This window comes from Desulfosporosinus burensis (assembly GCF_054657535.1).
Map to the genome: position 1 here is coordinate 339,531 of NZ_BAAHYN010000006.1, position 19,344 is coordinate 358,874.

The 19,344-nt window shown below is 41.9% G+C and carries 19 protein-coding genes; 6 read left to right on the forward strand and 13 right to left on the reverse strand.

Going from position 1 to position 19,344, the window contains the following annotated elements; all coding sequences use genetic code 11:
* Window positions 1–171: 171 nt before the first annotated feature.
* The 3 genes from ACYQ3Q_RS13180 to ACYQ3Q_RS13190 all read left to right on the forward strand — a co-directional run bounded on the left by ACYQ3Q_RS13180 (window position 172) and on the right by ACYQ3Q_RS13190 (window position 3,916).
* Complete coding sequence (locus tag ACYQ3Q_RS13180) at window positions 172–2,193, forward strand: sigma 54-interacting transcriptional regulator (protein ID WP_459928996.1); 2,022 nt, start codon at window positions 172–174, stop codon at window positions 2,191–2,193.
* A gap of 110 nt (window positions 2,194–2,303) precedes the next feature.
* Window positions 2,304–3,374: a type 2 isopentenyl-diphosphate Delta-isomerase gene (fni, locus tag ACYQ3Q_RS13185; protein ID WP_459929038.1), complete on the forward strand. Its 1,071-nt coding sequence runs from the start codon at window positions 2,304–2,306 to the stop codon at window positions 3,372–3,374.
* Window positions 3,375–3,424: 50 nt separating this feature from the next.
* Window positions 3,425–3,916, forward strand: coding sequence for a pyridoxamine 5'-phosphate oxidase family protein (locus ACYQ3Q_RS13190; RefSeq protein WP_459928997.1), 492 nt, complete (start codon window positions 3,425–3,427; stop codon window positions 3,914–3,916).
* Window positions 3,917–4,159: 243 nt separating this feature from the next.
* Here the strand turns inward: ACYQ3Q_RS13190 and ACYQ3Q_RS13195 are convergent, their stop codons facing one another.
* From ACYQ3Q_RS13195 to ACYQ3Q_RS13255, 13 genes are all read right to left on the reverse strand, one after another.
* Window positions 4,160–4,969 (reverse strand): CAP domain-containing protein, encoded by an 810-nt coding sequence (locus ACYQ3Q_RS13195; RefSeq protein ID WP_459928998.1) that lies wholly within the window; start codon window positions 4,967–4,969, stop codon window positions 4,160–4,162.
* A 377-nt stretch (window positions 4,970–5,346) separates the two neighbouring features.
* Window positions 5,347–7,128 (reverse strand): Na(+)/H(+) antiporter subunit D, encoded by a 1,782-nt coding sequence (locus tag ACYQ3Q_RS13200; RefSeq protein ID WP_459928999.1) that lies wholly within the window; start codon window positions 7,126–7,128, stop codon window positions 5,347–5,349.
* Window positions 7,121–7,366 (reverse strand): hypothetical protein, encoded by a 246-nt coding sequence (locus ACYQ3Q_RS13205; RefSeq protein WP_459929000.1) that lies wholly within the window; start codon window positions 7,364–7,366, stop codon window positions 7,121–7,123. The genes ACYQ3Q_RS13200 and ACYQ3Q_RS13205 overlap by 8 nt, the downstream gene beginning before the upstream one ends.
* Window positions 7,367–7,423: 57 nt before the next feature.
* A complete protein-coding gene (locus ACYQ3Q_RS13210; RefSeq protein ID WP_459929001.1) occupies window positions 7,424–8,896 on the reverse strand; it encodes a monovalent cation/H+ antiporter subunit D family protein in 1,473 nt (490 codons plus the stop codon).
* A gap of 13 nt (window positions 8,897–8,909) precedes the next feature.
* Entirely contained in the window at window positions 8,910–10,424 is a 1,515-nt protein-coding gene (locus ACYQ3Q_RS13215; RefSeq protein ID WP_459929002.1) for a monovalent cation/H+ antiporter subunit D family protein, read from the reverse strand.
* Window positions 10,417–10,788 carry a cation:proton antiporter subunit C gene (locus ACYQ3Q_RS13220; protein WP_034144123.1) on the reverse strand — a complete coding sequence of 124 codons (372 nt, stop codon included), beginning with the start codon at window positions 10,786–10,788 and terminating at the stop codon, window positions 10,417–10,419. The genes ACYQ3Q_RS13215 and ACYQ3Q_RS13220 overlap by 8 nt, the downstream gene beginning before the upstream one ends.
* On the reverse strand, window positions 10,781–11,899 hold the full coding sequence (locus ACYQ3Q_RS13225) for a DUF4040 domain-containing protein (protein WP_459929003.1): 1,119 nt from the start codon (window positions 11,897–11,899) through the stop codon (window positions 10,781–10,783). The genes ACYQ3Q_RS13220 and ACYQ3Q_RS13225 overlap by 8 nt, the downstream gene beginning before the upstream one ends.
* Window positions 11,856–12,248 carry a monovalent cation/H(+) antiporter subunit G gene (mnhG, locus tag ACYQ3Q_RS13230; protein WP_459929004.1) on the reverse strand — a complete coding sequence of 131 codons (393 nt, stop codon included), beginning with the start codon at window positions 12,246–12,248 and terminating at the stop codon, window positions 11,856–11,858. The genes ACYQ3Q_RS13225 and mnhG overlap by 44 nt, the downstream gene beginning before the upstream one ends.
* Window positions 12,249–12,280: 32 nt before the next feature.
* A complete protein-coding gene (locus ACYQ3Q_RS13235) occupies window positions 12,281–12,550 on the reverse strand; it encodes an MrpF/PhaF family protein (protein WP_291300417.1) in 270 nt (89 codons plus the stop codon).
* A gap of 9 nt (window positions 12,551–12,559) precedes the next feature.
* A complete protein-coding gene (locus tag ACYQ3Q_RS13240) occupies window positions 12,560–13,015 on the reverse strand; it encodes a Na+/H+ antiporter subunit E (RefSeq protein WP_459929005.1) in 456 nt (151 codons plus the stop codon).
* Between the two features lie 902 nt (window positions 13,016–13,917).
* Window positions 13,918–14,643 (reverse strand): amino acid ABC transporter ATP-binding protein, encoded by a 726-nt coding sequence (locus tag ACYQ3Q_RS13245; RefSeq protein WP_459929039.1) that lies wholly within the window; start codon window positions 14,641–14,643, stop codon window positions 13,918–13,920.
* Window positions 14,644–14,675: 32 nt separating this feature from the next.
* Window positions 14,676–15,344, reverse strand: a complete 669-nt coding sequence (locus ACYQ3Q_RS13250) for an amino acid ABC transporter permease (RefSeq protein WP_459929006.1) — start codon at window positions 15,342–15,344, stop codon at window positions 14,676–14,678.
* A 55-nt stretch (window positions 15,345–15,399) separates the two neighbouring features.
* Window positions 15,400–16,185 (reverse strand): ABC transporter substrate-binding protein, encoded by a 786-nt coding sequence (locus ACYQ3Q_RS13255; RefSeq protein ID WP_459929007.1) that lies wholly within the window; start codon window positions 16,183–16,185, stop codon window positions 15,400–15,402.
* Window positions 16,186–16,581: 396 nt separating this feature from the next.
* Here ACYQ3Q_RS13255 and kamA point away from each other — a divergent pair, with 396 nt between their 5' ends.
* Genes kamA through ACYQ3Q_RS13270 form a run of 3 tightly spaced genes read left to right on the forward strand, consistent with a single transcriptional unit; the run spans window position 16,582 to window position 19,119 of the window.
* On the forward strand, window positions 16,582–17,865 hold the full coding sequence (gene kamA / locus ACYQ3Q_RS13260; protein ID WP_459929008.1) for a lysine 2,3-aminomutase: 1,284 nt from the start codon (window positions 16,582–16,584) through the stop codon (window positions 17,863–17,865).
* The gene (gene ablB, locus ACYQ3Q_RS13265) at window positions 17,858–18,685 is read left to right on the forward strand and encodes a putative beta-lysine N-acetyltransferase (protein ID WP_459929009.1); all 828 of its coding nucleotides are present in this window, start codon (window positions 17,858–17,860) and stop codon (window positions 18,683–18,685) included. The genes kamA and ablB overlap by 8 nt, the downstream gene beginning before the upstream one ends.
* Before the next feature lie 8 nt (window positions 18,686–18,693).
* Entirely contained in the window at window positions 18,694–19,119 is a 426-nt protein-coding gene (locus ACYQ3Q_RS13270; RefSeq protein WP_459929010.1) for a universal stress protein, read from the forward strand.
* The last annotated feature ends 225 nt before the right edge of the window (window positions 19,120–19,344 follow it).

Below are 19,344 nucleotides of genomic sequence, written 5' to 3' on the forward strand. Positions count from 1 at the left end.
TGTTAACGAAGGCCTCTCAATTGAATTAATGAATGACCTTTTCCATGTGTTTAGTACTTTCTTTTGAATTTCATACTTATGGCATGCATGGCCTTACAATACGGCAGAGGAAAGGTGGTATTCCTAAGCATTATAGATAAGGTGGAGTTTAGATGGAATAGGAGGGGCCGAATGGAAAGCGAGGTTTTAATTGGGGTCATTTCAACGCACGCCCACTTAACTGCATTGTGTCGTCAGATAGGACTAGTTCAAGGTATTAAATTAATGGTTCATGAAGGAGTCCTAGAAAGTTCATTGCCCGGCTTAGAGTACTTCGAGAGAAAAGGTGTTGAGGCGATTGTAAGTACTCAGGGTAATACTTTATTTATTAAAGATCATACAACCATTCCTGTGGTTTCTGTACCAGAACATAAATTTGACATTTTTTATCCTATAGCCCGAGCCGTTAAACAGTACGGTTCAAATGTAGTGATTTTTGTCTATCGTAAATCGCAAATTGATTTTACTGAAATATCGGAAATACTGGGTTTTCAACCCAAGGTATTAGTATTTAACAATGCCGAACATCTTGAATTTCTTTTGGAGAAAATTCAGGGAACAGATCAAATTATTATTGGTGGAGGCTTTGTTTGTCAGGTAGCTTCAGCTTTAGGATTCATGACGGAAGCAGTTAATATGAGCAAGGAGTCTTTCGTTAGTGCTATTGAAGTTGCGAAAGGACTTGCCATGGCCCAACAGGCTGAGAGGAAACAAACCTATCGATTAAAGGCTATTTTAGACTGTACCTACGAGGGGATAGTAGCAACTGATGAAAGTGGAATCATTACCTTATATAATCGTGCAGCAGAGGATATATTCAAAATTAATGCCAAAGACGTTATAGGCCGTAATTGTTTCGAAGTTTTAGATAAAACAAAACTTAACGAGGTATTGACCACTAAGCAGGCAGTTATCGGAGAAGTCACTCATGTGGAAGATACCAAAGTAGTTGTAAATCGAGTGCCGATTATCGACGATGGACAGATAGTGGGAACTGTTGCAAGCTACCAGGCACTACAAGTAATTCAGGATATTGAGGAGAAGATCAGGAAAGAATTAGTCACTAAAAACCACGGAACTAAATATTCCTTTGCGGATATCATAGGTAATGGTAGGGCTATTAGTAGTGCAGTAGATCTAGCTAAAAGGTATTCTGATTGTGATGAAACAGTCTTAATCTTAGGTGAAAGCGGTACTGGAAAGGAGTTATTTGCCCAAAGTATTCACGGTATCTCTAATAGGAAAAGAAAGATGTTTATTGCAGTAAACTGTGCAGCTATTCCTGCAACATTGTTAGAAAGTGAGTTATTTGGCTATTCTGAAGGCTCCTTTACTGGTGCGCGCAAAGGGGGTAAGCCAGGTCTGTTTGAACTCGCCCATGGTGGGACAATGTTTTTAGATGAGATTGGGGAAATGCCGCTCGAATTACAAGCTAAACTTTTGCGTGTGATTCAGGAGAAAGAGGTACGCCGGATCGGCGGTGACCGATTAGTGATGGTGGATATACGTATCATTGCCGCTACGCATAAGGATTTACAGGAATTAATTGCCGAAGGGAAATTTCGCAATGATTTGTTCTATCGACTGGACGTCCTTCAATTAAATGTTCCCTCTTTGTTCGAACGTAAAGAGGATATACCGGCTTTGGCAATGGAAATTTTAAATAAATATACAGATTCGTCCTTAAAGATGAAGAAAATAATTATCTCAGTCGTAATTAGCAGACCTGATTATTCTTGGCCAGGTAATGTTAGGGAGCTAGAGAACGTTATTCGTCGTGTAGCTGTAGTTACAAAGGGACTAACTGAGAATCAAGCAAGTGAAAAGGGAAAACAGATGTTTGATCTACATTGTCGAAGTAAAAATTATACTTTTCTTCAAAGCGAAAAAAGTCCTCATATTAAAGTGTTTGTTAATGGGTCCTTGAAAAGTATTATTTCGAAAGTCGAAAAACAGGTTATACAACATACTTTAAATGCTTTTGGCGGAGATCATTCCCAAGCGGCTATTCAACTATGTATTGGACGGACAACACTTTGGCGTAAACTTGAAGAAGGAGATCGGAAAAATAATACTCTTAAGAGTATAGCTCCCAAAAGGATATCCTCAAAAGTAAAGAAAATAAATTCTAAAATGAATATCTCTGCGGGATAGTCAATAAAGAGCTTTATGCTTAATTCTTAATGTTTAGAAAACAACTATTGCTAGGTCTATCTTCTACAACTGTTCATAAAATCTGTTACTGAGGATAGGGGAGATGAAAAATATCTAGGCGACATAGGAAGAAGGAACATATTGAATTTGCTCTTAAAACCCCCCAATTCACGGTAGGGAATGGTTTTTCTGATATTTCTTTAATTTATGATGCGTTACCGGAACTAGATCTGGAACAGGTTAATACTTCGCTTAACTTCTTGAATAAGAAGTTAAAGGCCCCTCTGCTTATTAATGCCATGACCGGCGGTCATCCTGAGGTGAAATATATTAACCGGAGTTTGGCGAGGGTGGCAGCTAGGGCAGGAATCGCCATGGCTATTGGGTCCCAGACTGCCGGATTAGAGGATTCTAAAGTAAGAGACACTTACAGAGTAGCTCGGGATGAAAATCCCGACGGTATTTTATTGGCGAATGTAAGTGCACTTTCTTCACCAGATATGGTCAAAGAAGCTATCGAAATGATTGAGGCAGACGGTGTTCAGCTACATCTAAATGTCGCCCAGGAACTCGCCATGGCTGAAGGTGACCGAAATTTTAGCGGCACCTTAGCTAATATTCAAAAAATAGTAACTCTTTCTAAGGTGCCGGTTATTATTAAGGAGGTTGGTTTTGGTCTTTCCCGCGAGACAATCAAAAAAATTTATGATGTTGGTGTGCGGCATATTGACGTCAGTGGTCAAGGGGGAACTGATTTTATAAGAATAGAATATATGCGTTCAGGTCGGGATTACCGAGATAAGTTCCAGAACGTGGGTATTTCTACGGCTATCAGCCTCGTAGAATCTTTAAGCATGGATTTGCCCATAGTAGTTGTTGCCTCGGGTGGTTTCACAGGTGAAAGTGATGTCGCGTGTGCACTTGCCTTAGGGGCGAAACTGGTCGGTATGGCAGGTCATTTCTTAAGAATAGTTACAGAAGGTTCAGAACAATGTCTTAATGAACGTGTCGACATCATTATTGAGGATTTACGACACACAATGTTAATGGTTGGTGCTGCTAATTTGAAGGAACTTTCCGAGAAGCCTTTGGTTATTACAGGAAAGACGGCGGAATGGCTATTTCGAAGGGGCATAGATATAGATAGGTATTCGTATCCGAGACATGTAGAGAAGAGGTAGTGCGGAAGAATCTCATTTGACCTACACTAAAGTATAGTATGGAGGAGTATATGACGACCGAAATAGCCCAATTAATGCTTGACTATCTAGCAACTCATAACACCATAATCCTCTCGACCTATGGAGAAGACGCCCCATGGTCAACCCCCGTATTTTTTGTTAATCGCGGATTTAAAATTTATTTCCTATCTGAACCTACTACAATACATAGTTGTAATCTGCGAGAAAATCCTCTGATGGCGGCGTCAATTACTGAGGACTACAAGGATTTTAGAAAGATTCAAGGTATTCAATTAAGAGGGCACACTTATTTAGTTAATAGTCTGAAGGAAACAGCGATGGTGTTAGCCTCTTATTTTAAAAAATATCCTGCTGCGAAACACATCTTTCAAACTCCAGCTTCTTTCAAGGGAGTATCGAAGGCCCGGTGGCATTGCATAATACCAGAGTTTTTAAGATTTACGGATAATACAATAAGGTTTGGCGAACGTTGTGAACTGACACTCAAGGATGCCATGACTCAAGATGAATTTGACTTATAGAAACCTGTTCAAGAATGGGGAATAAGGGGGAAATATATAATGTCTTATCGTTAAATGGTTAGGAGTAAAGGCACCAGATGTTAAAGTTTTAGCACTTAAAGCAGGTGAAGAGGTCATTTTATAAGTATAGTTGAAAATAAATTCAACCCATTATTAATATAAAAACCATTGCATAATGCGTTAAAAGGAGCAGTTTTGATTAACAAAACTGCTCCTTTTAAACTCTACGGCTATTTTCGTTAATTAACGTCCTACAAACATCTGCACAAAAACTTTACCATAGACAGGGCTAGGACAGATACCAATACCGATATAGTTATAGCTAGAATTCAAGATATTCTTGCGATGTCCTTCGGATTGCATTAAAGCGTTATGAGCAGCTTCAACAGATGAGTTACCGGCGATGTTTTCAGCAGCGCTTTGGTAAGTAACTCCAAACTTCTTCAACATGTCAAAGGGGGAGCCATAGGTAGGCGAAGTGTGAGAAAAATAGTTGTTTTTTACCATATCATCAGCTTTAAGCTTTGCGACTTCCATTATTTTGATATCTGCTTTTAACGGAGCAACCCCAACCTTAGCGCGCTCAGCATTGATTAAATCAAGCATTTTTTGTTCTTCTACGCCAATAGTGGGTTGTTGAGGACTAGGTGTAGGAGCTGGGGTAGGAGTAGGTGTTGGTGTTGGCTTTGGAGTAGGAGCAGGAGCAGGAGCAGGTGCAGGAGCAGGTGCAGGAGTCGGTCTGGATGGGTAGTAAGGGGTGGCATAATTACTTGAAATTAAACCTACAGTATCATTTTCTAAATGAATCACCCACCAGCTGCCAATTTTTCCAATACAGTCAACTATTTGGTTCTTGTAAAGCAATCCGACTTTTGTCTTTGCTGCAGAGGGTCCAGATCTGATATTTAGAGAGGCAGCAGTAACTTTTACTTGAGACGGTATATTCGCTCTACTGAATGGGGTTTGAGCATAAAGCGTTGAGGCGAATACAGTAGTTGTTAGCAGTATACTTATTACTGCTGAGCTTAAAAACCTTAAATACCAACGATTCATGTTTTTTCCTCCTCAAGGTTTAAATATAGAATCATCTTTAGTCTTAATCAAAAGAGATTATTTTATAGTGTCAATAAACGGCAATTATGTCGAAAAGCTAAAGACTCCATAATTTACTTAGCGATAAGTATAGGGGACATTTTAGAAACTTTATTGCATTTTTTCTCGGTTATTAAGTTGGTGGATTCTATATGAACACCATTGAAATGATAAAGATCGCATTGGCTGGAATATCTATGGGGGATAGAGCAGCTCAGTTCTGAAAATGTGGAGGAGAGATATCTAATAACAATCAAAAAGACCGAGGCTCAGCCTCGGTCTTTTTCTTATGGTGCGCTAGGATAACAACTTTAGAAAATCGTCTTGCTTAAGTTGAGTTAGGCATAGAAGAAGAAGAGTATCAAATAGATCGCAAATATTACTAGGGCAACGCTTACGGCTGTACTAACGGACCATTGCTTTAGAGGGCCAGGATAGGTTGCTTTCTGTTTTTCTAAGCGTTTTAGTGCTTTTTCACCACCAACCATAGAAATGACTAAATTATCTATCCCTATTTTCATGGCCCCCAGCGGGTTTTTACTAAACCAAGTTGCTAGGTTAGGAATCCTTTCCAGGAAAACATAACCAAGTTTGTTATAGGTCCATGCCACTGGAATAGAAAGATAAGCAATAACAATATTTGCCCCTCTTCTGTATATCCAGTCAGTATCCAAGGTAAGGGTCTCGGTTCTCTTAAGGTATTTCAGGAGCATAAAGAAGGCCAAGGCCGAGAACATCAGCAGTTGGAGCTGGCTGACAACGTGGTCACCGGTGTAGGGAAGATAATCTACCGGGTAAGGGAGCAGGCGGTACAACATCTGGGGAAATACCCCGATCAGGATGCACATAAAGGCAAGGAAGCCCATTGCCACCTTCATGTTTAGCGGAAGCTTCTTTTCATCGGGCCTAAGGCCTGAATCCTTGGCAAAGAATACAAAGTAGGGGAATTTAATCCCAGCGTGCAAGAACACACCTGCTGACGCTAGGGTAAGCAACAGCCAGATAATGATCATGTGCTCATGTCCTGCTGCTGAGGCAATCATGGATTTGGTAACAAAACCTCCGGTCAGCGGGAAGCCCGAAATGGATGCAGCGCCAACTATGGCAAAGAGTAGAGTCAAAGGCATGGTCTTATATAATCCGCCCAACTGGCTTGTTTTACTGCGGCCCGTCAAATACAGCACAGCACCTGCGGACATCATCAAGAGGGCCTTGTATAAAATATGGGCAAAGGCGTGAGATGCTGCCCCGTTAATGGCCAACTCTGTACCGATTCCGATACCAACGACCATAAAGCCCACCTGGTTAATAATACTGTAAGACAATACTCGCCTCATATCGTTTTCCAGGATAGCAAAGACAATTCCGTAAATAATCATCGTAATTCCGGCCCAGACCAATATCTCGGTACCGGCAAAACCCCTGGCCAGAACGTAAACAGCTGTCTTAGTGGTAAAGGCGCTTAAAAAGACCGTTCCTACCACGGTACTCTCGGGATAAGCATCCGTAAGCCAAGCTGAGAGGGGAAATATGGCAGCATTCACAGCAAAGCCTAGCAGGATAAACGCCGATGCTATTCCGTTTAAGCCAATCAGGTTGAATTCCAGGGAACCAGTTTCTGCAACATGCATCAGAATACCGATCATGAGCATCAACCCACCGAAAAGGTGCACCATGATGTACCTAAAGGCTGCTTTAATAGCTGCCTGGGTTTTTCTGGCGAAAACTAAGCAAAATGAAGCAAAGGCCATAATCTCCCAAAAGATATATAAAGTTAAGAAGTCTCCGGCAAACACTACTCCTAGGGAACTCCCGGCATACAAAAAGGCGGCCGTCAGCTGTAGCTTGTCTTTTTCATGGGCTGCATAGATCGCGCCGGCAAAGGCCATGATTACAAAGATATAGGCAAAAATCATACTCAATTTGTCAACCCGGGCAAAGGTTAGTTGGTAATCCCAAAAATTAAAGACCCAACTGCTGCCTTCAGGCATATTAAGCAGGTTTAAAAAGGCAAGACAGGGAAGAAGGATGATATAGGCCTGCCTAAGTCTTCCATTTAGAAAAGGAATCAGAGCTGCCCCTGCTATAAATATAAGGGCAGGTGGCAGAAAGCTAATCATAGTAGTCCTCCCCTTTTTGCAGCCATAGCTTGCCCAGCACCTTGGCTACGGCAATTATGACTACACAAGATATGAATCCATAAACTGCGTTAAAGGCGGGGAAGGCTGCCCAACTAAAATAAGGGTGCTTCTCAATAAAAAATTCAGAAATCAAGAGTAACACTAGACTGGCATAAAATATATAGCGAACTGCTTTTCCAACATTGGGTTTTTCAAAATACTTCACAATCTTATTCATTTTCGTTCCAGCTCACCCCTGTCTTCTCATTTGCAGTACAGTTTGTACATTATATTATTACATCACTTGAGACACTACCAACTTGGCAAGATCAAACAGCAGCGACGGCCAGAAAAAGAAGGTCAGCGTTCCAAGGGCTGTGATAACAATGGGAACCACTAACATTAGAGGGGCTTCATGGACACCCTGCTCTTCATCAACCGGGGAATCTTTAAAGAACGCCGCGTAAATAATGGGCAAGAAGTAGGCCGCATTCAAGAGAGTACTTGTCACAAGTACCGCCAGGATTGGCATCATGTTTGCTTCCAAAGCCCCCAATACCAGGTACCATTTACTGACAAATCCCCCAAGCGGAGGTACGGCAATCATCGACAGAGCTCCAACAGAAAAGGCGGTCATGGTGAAGGGCATCCTTCTGCCTATCCCGTTCAGCTGACTGATATACTTTTTCTGTGTAGCCACAAAAATCGCGCCAGCCACAAAGAAGAGTGTGATCTTACTAAAGGCATGGATGGTAATGTGAATAATACTGCTCGTAATGCCACTAGGTGACAACAACGCCACCGCCAGAACAATATAGGAAAGCTGGCTGACTGTGGAATAGGCCAACCGCAGTTTTAAATTGTCCTGTTTCAAGGCCAGGATAGAGGCAGTAATAATGGTAAAGGATGCAAAGTATGCCAGAAACGTGCCCAGCCCAACTTTTTGAAGCAGGTCAACACCAAAGACAAACAGGACGATCCGGAGTACTGTAAATACTCCCACCTTAACTACGGCCACAGCGTGCAGTAGGGCGCTTACAGGAGTAGGCGCAACCATAGCCGCTGGAAGCCAAGAATGAAAAGGCATCATACCTGCTTTTGCTATGCCTGCAATATAGAGAACAAAAATCATGCTAACTATTCCATAGGATGCTTTGCCCGCCAAAATTCCCTGACTGGCAAAGTTTAGAGTACCTGCAAAATAGTAGGTTAAAACCATGGCTGGAAGGAAGAAGAAAATTGAGGTACCCAGCAGGTAAGTCAGGTATTTCCTTGCTCCTTTAATGGCTTCAGAAGTCTCTTCATGGGCAACTAGAGCAAAGGTTGATACAGTAATCATTTCATAGAAGACAAACAGGGTAAATACATTCGCTGAAAAAGCCGCGCCCATGGCTGCAGACAAGGCTATAGCAAAACACATAAAAAACCTCGTCTGGGCATGTTCATTCATTGAGCGCATGTAGCCTATTGCATAAACAGATGTTATGATCCACAAGAATGATGCTGTTAAGGCAAGAACCATCCCAAGAGAATCTACTCTGAACGCAATGTCAAGCCCCGGAAGAACCCTTGTCACATGATATTCAATAACCTTACCCGCAAGAATTGTTGGCAGCATTGAAACTACCAGGCCGAATTTTAGCAAAGCGGCCAGCATTGTCCACGATTCTCTTAGATTTGGGTTTTTGCCAGAAATACCTATTAGCACAACTGCCGACAGTGAAACTAGAACTGCATATAAGGGTCTTGCTGATTCGATTATTTCCAAGTTTATCACCTCTTTATTTCAGAAGAATCACGGCCGCTTTTTCTGCCAAGGATACTGGCGCATAGGCAAAGACACCGAAAACTATGCACAGTACAGCTACTGTAAAGGTAGGAATTAACATAGATACCGGAGCATCGTTAGACTTAACAGGCGTCTGGTGGTGGTCATGTCCGTGTTCCAGACTTTCTTCTCCCGGAGCAGGCTTTAACCATACATTGTCTAAAATCCGCCAGAAATAAACCGCTGTGAGAAGGGAGCTTATCAAAATTATTGGAACCAACCACCACATCCCACTCTCAATGGAAGCAACTGCTAGGTACCATTTACTAATAAAACCAACTGTCAGAGGAACACCCGTCATGGAAAGTGCGGCAATAGTAAAGGCGGCCATGGTCCAGGGCATTTTCTTCCCCAACCCCCGTAAGTTCTCTATGCTGGTGAGACCCGTTCTATAGACCACGGCGCCCACTGCAAAGAAGAGGGCACCCTTCATCAGGGCATGATTTAACAGATGGATTAGAGAGCCCATCATACCAGTGACACTCATTAATGAAATACCCAGCACGATATAACCGATTTGCCCAACACTCGAATAGGCTAACATCTTCTTGATATCGGTTTGTGCTAGAGCCATGATAGACCCTGCCAGGATAGCCGCCACCGCCAAGATTAGTAGAATATACTGGATGTTAAAGGGCGTATGCGCATAAAACTCCGGCTTAAATACCGTGAACATGACCCGAATTAAGACATAGGCTGCTACCTTGGCGCCAGTTGCGGCCATAACCGCGCTAACGGTTGAAGGAGCAAAGGCATAAGCATTAGGAAGCCAAAAATGGAACGGAAAAATAGCTAACTTGATAGAAAGTCCTACCACGATAAACGTAAAAGCTGTGAAAATCGCTTTGGTCTCATAAAATTCAGGTAACCTAACTGCTAAGTCGGCAATATTCAGGGTACCCGTCATCAAATACAAGTAACCAATGCCCAGCAGGAAAAATGTAGCACCAACAGTGCCCATTACCAGGTAGTTGTACGCTCCTACCAGGGCTTGGCGCTTTTTGCCTAGAGCTATCAGGGCATAACCGGTCAGTGAGGCTATCTCCAAAAGAACATAGATGTTAAAGATATCTCCAGTTACAACCATACCCATAAGACCTGTGACAAACAACAGATAAATCATATAGAAAAGTGGTTTTTTTTCTTCGCCAATTTCGACATCAATATTTTTCCTGGAGTATATAGCCCCGGCAAAAGCCATAAAGGAAACAATAATTATCACATAAATATTCAAATAGTCAATGGCGTACTCAATACCAAAGGGCGGTTCCCAGCCACTCATCCAATAGCTGATCCTTCCTTGTATCAATACAGTTTGCAAGAGTAAAAGGGAGATAACAAAGCTTATGAAAGTGGTTATGGTTACGGCATACCAACTTAATACCCAGTGTAGGCGACCGATGATGGGGGTAATAATCGCTACCAGCAGAGGTATCACTATTAACAGAGCGGGCAAATGTTTAATCATTATGCTTGTTCAACTCCAGTATTTGATCTTCCTCTATGGTTCCGTATTCACGGTGAATAAGCGTGACAAAGGTCAGAGCCACAGCTGTAGTGCTAATTCCTACCACAATGGCAGTAAGCATTAATACTTGGGGCAGCGGGTTATCGAAAAGTGGTTGTGGACCATGCCCATGATTTATGAGTATAGGCGCAGTTCCACCCTCAATTTTGGACATTGACACATAAAACAGGAGCACAGCCGTTTGAAAGACGTTCAAGCCAATAATCTTTTTTATCAGGTTTTGTCTAGCCATTACCCCATATAACCCTGTGGTCAACAGAATTATTACAATCCAATAATTATATTTCGCTAATAGTTCAATCATTGGCATCTATCCTTACTGTTTCATAAAATAGGGTCATCATTACCGCGGCAACAGTTATACCTACACCAATTTCAATACCCATAATGCCAACGACGCTGGCAAATTGGGGGTCAGGCAAAAGCACACCATACTGAAGGTAGTTACCACCCATGAAAAGTGCTATAACACCGATACCACCATAAAGCAAAACCCCTGAGGAAACTAACAGGTCTTTTGTCTTGACAGACATCCTCTTTTTGGCCTCGTCGAAGCCAAACACTAGGGAGTAAACTATGATACTAACCCCCAGAATCACACCACCCTGAAACCCTCCGCCGGGGCCCAGTTCTCCGTGGACTATTACATACAGCCCAAAGAGTTGAATAAACGGTATCAAAAATTTGGTGACCGTTCTCTTGATGATGTCTTTGTCTTGATCTAAGACATCCGGAAACGTTTCTGTTGGCTTAACACCGATACTAGCGGGGGTTTTTTTATTAGCCGTGACCCCGATTTTCTGTGAGTCTAAAGTGCCAGGTTTCTTGTTCCGCACCCTTAGGAGCAGAATTAAACAAAAACCAGCAGTGGCCACAACAGTCGTTTCGAATAAGGTATCATACCCTCGGAAGTAGGCCAAAATAGAAGCAACGACGTTTAGCTGGCCTGCGTGTTCGTAAGAGTTCTCTAGATAATAGGGCGTCACCACATGGGTATTGGGCGCAATGTTAGGATCCCGCAGATTGGGGAGGTCCATGGTTCCATACAATAGTATAGCTGCAACTGCAAGGGCTACCAGCAGAGCAGGAATGTTTACGTGTTTTTTGCCCTCATCTACATACTTCGTACGACCTAAGATAACTAAGAACAGAACCGTGGAAATACCAGCACCCACAGCCGCCTCTGTAATAGCTACGTCAACGGCATTTAGCCGGCACCACTCAATAGCCATCATCAGACTGTAGACTGAGAAAATCATGATAGAACTCATTAAGTCCTTCACGAGTAATACTGCAATACCACAAACCACTAGAAAAAGCGGAATGGCTAAATCAGTCATGTCTTCAACTCCATAAATAATGTTTTTGCGTTCATCTTTTTGCTTTGGCCTTGGCTTTGGCTTTCTTACGGACAACATTGGCGGCAGTGGATATCGCAAAGGGGTCGGTTTCCCCATAATTGCAGCCCTTCACCCAAGGTTTAACACCTTTCATAAAAGCTGCTTTGGCCAAATAGTGAGTTGCTGTAGAGTTAATGATAAAAACCATAATCATTATCAGAAATAATTTCAGGCTTACTTGGTTAAATCCTGAATAAATCATTAGTCCAATGATAATGCAGGCTTGCCCTAGGGAATCCGCTTTGCCCGCGGCATGCATCCTGGTAAAGAAATCAGGAAACCTGATTACCCCAATGGAGGCAACCAGAAACAAGAAACACCCTATGACTAAGAATAATCCGGTAAGAATAACGCGAATATCCATATATATTTTCCCATCCCGTTACTAATTTTTTTTCATCTGTCGAAACGGCCAGATTCAACGTATTTTAGAAATGCTAATACAGCAGTAAAGTTAATCAAGACATAAACAAAGGCGATATCTATAAAAAGATCAGGTCTGCCATACATGAAACCTATTAGGAGCAGGATAACTACTGTTTTGGTTCCGAAGAAATTTACGGCCAAAATCCTGTTAAAAACAAAGGGTCCAATCACTAACCGATAAAGAATGAGCACTGCAGATAATATAATAGTAAATGTAGCTAAATCAAACATATTTGCCATACGTCTTGCTCACCTCCTTACACCGTCTTCAATTTCGTATATCTTCGCCTGCATCGAACCGGACAGTAAACCTTCGGCGGTTTCCCTTGATACAGCATGGACGATATATTCATTACGGTCAACATCAATGGTAATGGTTCCAGGTGTCAGGGTAATTGAATTAGCTAGGAGAGTAATGCATGCGTCTGTTTTTAAGGTGTGTTTGAATCTTACAATGCTAGGGTCAATGGGCATCTTGGGATGCAGAACAAGATATATGAGATGCTTGTTAGCGATCACAACCTCCCAGACTAACCAAGGGAAATATTTTATGAGTAGAATGATTCTCCTTAGGTTTGGTCCCTTATACATCTTGCCTATTAACAAATCGTGGGACCAGTAGGCCACCAGCAGACAAGAAACCACCCCTAGTATCAGGAACATTGGTGCTGTTTGGCCGGATAAACTAAACCAAAAAATAAACATCAAAATGAATGTTAGTAAAAAACTAAGCATATTTGCCCACAACTCACAATCTATTGTTATTCTTGGTCACTAGTGTAATAATACGTTTATTGTTAGTGGCTACATAATGATAAGAAACACCTGTTCGCTAAAAGCACCTCCCCTATTTTTTAAAAAATGGTAATTAAGAACATATTTAGGTAGAGTTCTGAGGACTTTTTAAAAAGTCTTTTTGTGTTTATTACCATCCATTTTAAATTGGGTACAATTAACTTACCCAAAAATCAATAAAGAAAACAATAATCATTTAACACCAATTCCATTAGTGCGACATGCAAATTAGTAAGACAGCCTTTTATAGAAGTGAACTCCAACTATTATGTAGAACATAAGCGCAAGATTATTTCAAACAGTCCATAAGTTAGCTTGCACCTTCAAGTGATAAGGTCAAGGTTGAAGACGGTTTCAACGAATTATATCAAAATATCACCTAATATACCAGTATAATTCTAGGACTAAGGCAGAGCTAAAGCATGATAGTCCATGACAACCGTTAGTAGTTAATAGTTCATAATACATATTTCCTATTAAGGAACGAACTAAATGTTGGTAGTATTAAAAATTTTTATACAATTATATTTAATAGCATATACCAACCCGATATGTTGTAATAAAGGTTATAAATGCAAATGATTCTTCATTAAGTTTATGTAATTCAAAGTTTATTTCTAATTTCTTAATGGTTTTAGTTTCGGCCAATTTTTTAGTTCAGAAAACGTTAAAGTAACAGGCTTGTGCCTGTACGGAGTTCACTCCCACTTGGGAAGTGAGAGTCTCAGGTTTGATCAAAAAATACGAGTGTAGGAAGAACGTTTTCTTACACTCGTGTTTTAATGTTGTTGGTCGTCACTCTTTGCTAACAATTAATGAGTTAATCTACTGAGGAACGTCTGGGTTCGTTTTTCTTGCGGGTTACTGAAAATCTGAACTGGAGAGCCTTCTTCGACAATCCGGCCTTCGTCAATAAAGATTATCCTGTCTGCAACTTCCCTAGCAAAGCTCATTTCATGAGTCACAACAACCATTGTCATACCATCTTCTGCCAACTGTTTCATTACAGTGAGAACTTCGCCAACCAGCTCAGGATCAAGTGCCGAGGTTGGCTCATCAAAGAGCATTATCTTAGGATGCATAGCTAGCGCCCTAGCAATAGCTACTCTCTGGCCCTGTCCTCCAGATAGAGTCCCAGGATAGCAGTTTTGTTTATCGAAAAGGCCAACCTTGGAGAGCAACTCTCGGGCGACTTGGATTGCGTCGTCCTTTCTCTGTTTAAGCACATGTACGGGAGCTTCGATGATATTCTCTAATACAGTCAAGTGAGGAAAGAGATTGAATTGCTGAAACACCATTCCCACTTGACGACGAATCTGATTGAGACTGCTTGATTTACTTTCCAGAGGTACATTGTCTATCAAGATTTCTCCCGCGGTCATTGTTTCCAGTCCATTTAAACAGCGCAGAAAAGTGCTCTTTCCCGAACCACTCGCTCCGATCAGGACAACAACTTCGCCTGCGGACACTGTTGCATCGATCCCGTCAATCACTCGATTCTTGCCGAAGTCTTTAACTAGACCATTAACATTGATCATTGATTTTTCCTCTATTTTAATTAATTCCATTATCAACCCCCCCTTGTCCGATCTTCTTTAGATAATCGCCATTCAAGGCTCCGCAAAGCAGCTGATAAAACTGTGGTCATCAGCAAATAGAGCAATGCGGCGGCGGTGTAGAATTCCAATGAGGCAAATGTCACACTGGCAAAGCGCTGGGAGGTTTGAAGGAGCTCCGACATCGTAATGACCGAACATAGAGATGAATCTTTCAAACTGATGATGAATTGATTGCCTAATGACGGTAGTGCTATCCGCAAAGCTTGGGGAAAAATAATCCTGCGCATAGTCAAGAATTTCCCCATGCCTAGAGATGAAGAAGCTTCGGTTTGCCCTTTCGGGATAGCTTCAATTCCCCCCCGAAAAACCTCAGCGAGATACGCCCCGCTGTTGATTCCCAGTCCCAGTACGGAAGATGAAAAAGCACTCAATGTGATGCCAAGCTGTGGTAGACCGAAATAGATGAGAAATAGCTGAACAAGCAAAGGGGTTCCCCGAATCAGCCAAATGTAAAAATGAGCGATAAACCGCAGTGGCGTGTGGGATATCTTCAGGAGAGCTGTAACCAGACCTATGAGGATACCAAAGGCAATTCCCAGTACTGCGAGTTCTATGGTTAAACCTGCCCCCTGCAACATATAAGGCAGATATTTAAGGATGATACTAAAGTCAAGATTCAAAGCAATTTACCTCCAGTCTGATCAGAGCTGCACCCCTTTGCTGAGTTGATTTAAGCTATCGGATATCTGCACTGAAATATTTTTCGCTAATTTGTTGATAGGTTCCGTCATCCATCATTTCAGCCAAAGCACTGTTCACAGCCTCCAGCAATTTTGGACTGTCTTTGCGAATCGCGATACCCATTTTCTCCGCATATAACAAATCCCCCACTAGTTTATAAGGGTAATTGTTCTTTTTAATGGCATTTAAACCGACAATCTTATCAGTAATCACGGCATCCAGTCTTCCGTTGGCCATATCATTAAAGGCATCAGGGTCACCTTTATACGTCTTGACGGTTGCCCCCAATTCTCGTGCTTTCGTTTCGAATGTTGTGCCCAGAACAACCCCGACCGTTTTGCCTTTGAGATCAGCCCCTCCGCTGATGTTCGAGTCAGAGGGCACAATAACTTGGGCACCTGAACGGTAATAAGGGGTACTAAAATTTACTTTTTCCAACCGATCGTCCGTAATCGCCATGCTCCCTAAGATCATATCAAACTTGCTGGCAATTAACCCAGCAATGAGCCCATCCCATTCAGTTGCGATCGGGGTTGGGTTTACGTTTATTCTTTTGGCAATCTCCTGACCTATTTCTACATCGAATCCCGTTAGCACGTTCTGCTCGTTAAAAAAATTAAAGGGTGGGTACTGACCACTCATAGCATAGGTCAACTTTCCGTCGGCCTTAATCCGGTCCAAGGTTGTTGTAGTTGGGTCAGAATTACTCTTTGATGTACCACAGCCGGTCGCTACCAACAAAGTTAGGGTAACAAGAATTAGCATATTAAATTTTTTCATTTTCTTTTTCTACCTCCTCTAAAACTGTAAAGTTTTTCAAAAAAAAGTTTTACACTCCTTACACAAGCAAAAGATCACCTCCGATGATGCTTTAATAAGTTTATAACAAAACTCAATCTAACAACTTATAATAATAATATAAGTTGTTACTCTCCAAACTATACCATATTTTATAACTTCAGGTCAATTTCTAAATTTGTAAGAGGGAAGCATGGGGTTGACATTTTCTAACTAACAACTTAATATAATTAAAAAGGTTGTTAGTTGTCATTCGTGCGGTGTTATAATCCCGAACATCCATGTTTGAGTCTTGGCTACAGGGACACTCGGCACTCGGCTATCCTTGGCGAGGTTTTTCTGTACAAAATATGAACAAATAAAGACGGAGGTAGAAAAATGAATGAACTACGACAAAGGTTATGGCCTAATATAAGTGACGAACAATGGCATGATTGGCATTGGCAAATGACCAATCGCATTACAAACCACGAGAGATTAGTAGAATCTATAGCTCTTTCTTCAGAGGAAGCTGAACAAATTCAGCAGTGTCTAGTAAACTTCCGCATGGCAGTCACGCCTTATTACTTTTCCCTGATGGATCCCCAGGATGTTGAGTGTCCGATCAGAAAACAAGCAATTCCTTCAATTCATGAGTTGACTAAATCCTCATGTGACTTAGAAGACCCGCTACACGAAGAAGGGGATTCACCTGTACCAGGACTGACACATCGCTATCCTGATCGTGTTCTACTCCTAGTAACGGATCAATGCTCAATGTATTGCAGACATTGTACCAGAAGAAGAATGGCTGGACAGACTGACCAAGCTTTACCTCTGAATCGATTCAAGCGCGCCCTGGAATATATCCGTTCCAACCCACAAATTCGTGATGTTCTGATATCAGGAGGAGATCCATTGACCCTTTCTGATGACCGTTTAGAGTTTATCCTGTCCAGTCTTCGTTCGATCCCCCACGTTGAGATTATTCGGATCGGGACAAGAACCCCGGTAGTTCTTCCTATGCGTATTACAGATAACCTCATCGAGGTTCTGAAAAAATACCACCCAATCTGGATTAATACCCATTTCAATCATCCTCAAGAGATTACCATTGAAGCCCGTAATGCCCTGACCAAACTGGCGAATGCTGGAATTCCACTTGGGAACCAATCGGTTTTGCTTAAAGGGATCAATGATTGTCCTGTGATTATGAAAAAACTGCTCCATGAATTGGTGAAATGTCGGGTAAGACCTTACTACTTGTACCAATGCGATTTATCGAGCGGCATTGAGCATTTCCGGACATCGGTCAGTACAGGGTTAGAAATTATCGAAATGCTCAGGGGACATACCTCTGGGTTTGCAGTTCCTACCTTTGTTGTCGATGCCCCGGGAGGTGGCGGTAAAATCCCCCTGCAGCCCAACTATTTGATTTCGCAATCAAGGGATAAAGTCATCCTGCGTAATTATGAAGGAGTCATCAGCGTATATCAGGAACCGGAAAATACAACAAGCCGCTGTAAGACCTGCTCAGATCCATGTTCAAACTTGAAAACTCGCCAGATTGGTCTTGGAAAATTGCTGACGGGTGAGCGGATTAGTCTGATACCTCAAGGAAATATGCGCCAGGAGCGAAGGAAGCAGGTTTCCGGAAGTTTCGGAGGTAGAGCAAATGCTTAACACGATGAACGCGGTGTGTTACTCAAGCCCCATAACCGTGGATGAGAAGAATAAACGACTGGTCGTCGACGGCTACCCACAAGGAACAAAACCGACTTTGTTCGGTCGACATCTGATTTATTTAGCCTTAAAAAAGAAACTGGAAAAAATATGGCTTTGGGCATTACCAGCCGATGTTCCTGAATTTCTACGATGCGGCTTTCGTACCGAAGGCACCCTCTTCCAGAACAACTACGAGGAATTTGCGGTTAGCCTTGCCTATTATGTTAGTGGGGGAAGAGGGCATTCCCTTAAATTGCAATCCGAGAATGAGATTATCCATTCTGTCAGGACGGAACCGATCCATCAGGCGCGAAGCTTGCCTCATGGAATAGAGTTAAAACTCTTAAATGAATCCTTTGCCCAGCAAATATCCCAGCTGCTTACTAAAATATTTACAAGTTATCCCTCCCCAGTGGAAGATCCACAATATATCTGCTCCTTAATGGAACAGGGAAATATTTTTGCAGGAGCATTCTCACAAGCAAAGCTGATTAGTGTGGCAGCTGCTTATCCAAACCAAAGTCTTAACCGATGCGAAATGACGGATTGTGCAACTATAGAGGAATATCGGGGGCATTCACTATCCGAGCGTTTGCTGTGGATGTTAGAGCATGAAGTTCAAAAGAAGGGTTCATTCAACGTATATACTCTGGCACGAGCTCAGTCCTACGGAATGAATAGAGTATTTCACAAACTTGGCTACAGATATCAAGGCCGCCTGATTAACAATTGCCATATTGCTGGTTCTTATGAAGATATGAATCTGTGGGTTAGATAGAAATAATTATGAATAATAAGAAAATTGTGGTACCCGTGGATGCTTCTACTCCTTCCAGACGTGCCTTGACCCTAGCTTTAGAGTTAGCTCAAAACACGGGTGCCAAGCTTACCGTACTATATGTCAAGGAAATGATCGTGCTTTACCACGGAGCAATAGATCAAGGAAGTCATTACATCCCATTCAATAAGTTAGATGCTGAGGACATCTTGAATGCTATGTTGACGGATATGGGTATCCAGCCCAATTCAATCAGCAAAAGAAGTGCTACTGGCAATCCTGCTAGTTTGATCGTTACAGTCGCAGCAGAAGAAAAAGCGAATCTTATTGTGATGGGTAGCAGAGGCTGCGGACAGTTAGCTGGCTTATTATTAGGCAGCGTTAGCCAATCGGTGATCAAACATTCGCCCTGCCCCGTCCTCATCGTCAAGTAGCTTCCCGCAAATTCATTATCTATCAGACTACATTAGAAATAAAAAACGTGAAATAACTCAATATAATCTCGAAAACAATATTAATGATTCAAATGGTGAGACAATTGCCTCTGGAGAAGATGGTTTACCACTTGAACTTTATGTATTTACAAGTGATACAGAATGGGTCAATTATGAAACCATTCTATTAGATATTTTTGATCATATGTTGGCTGTAGTCCCGCA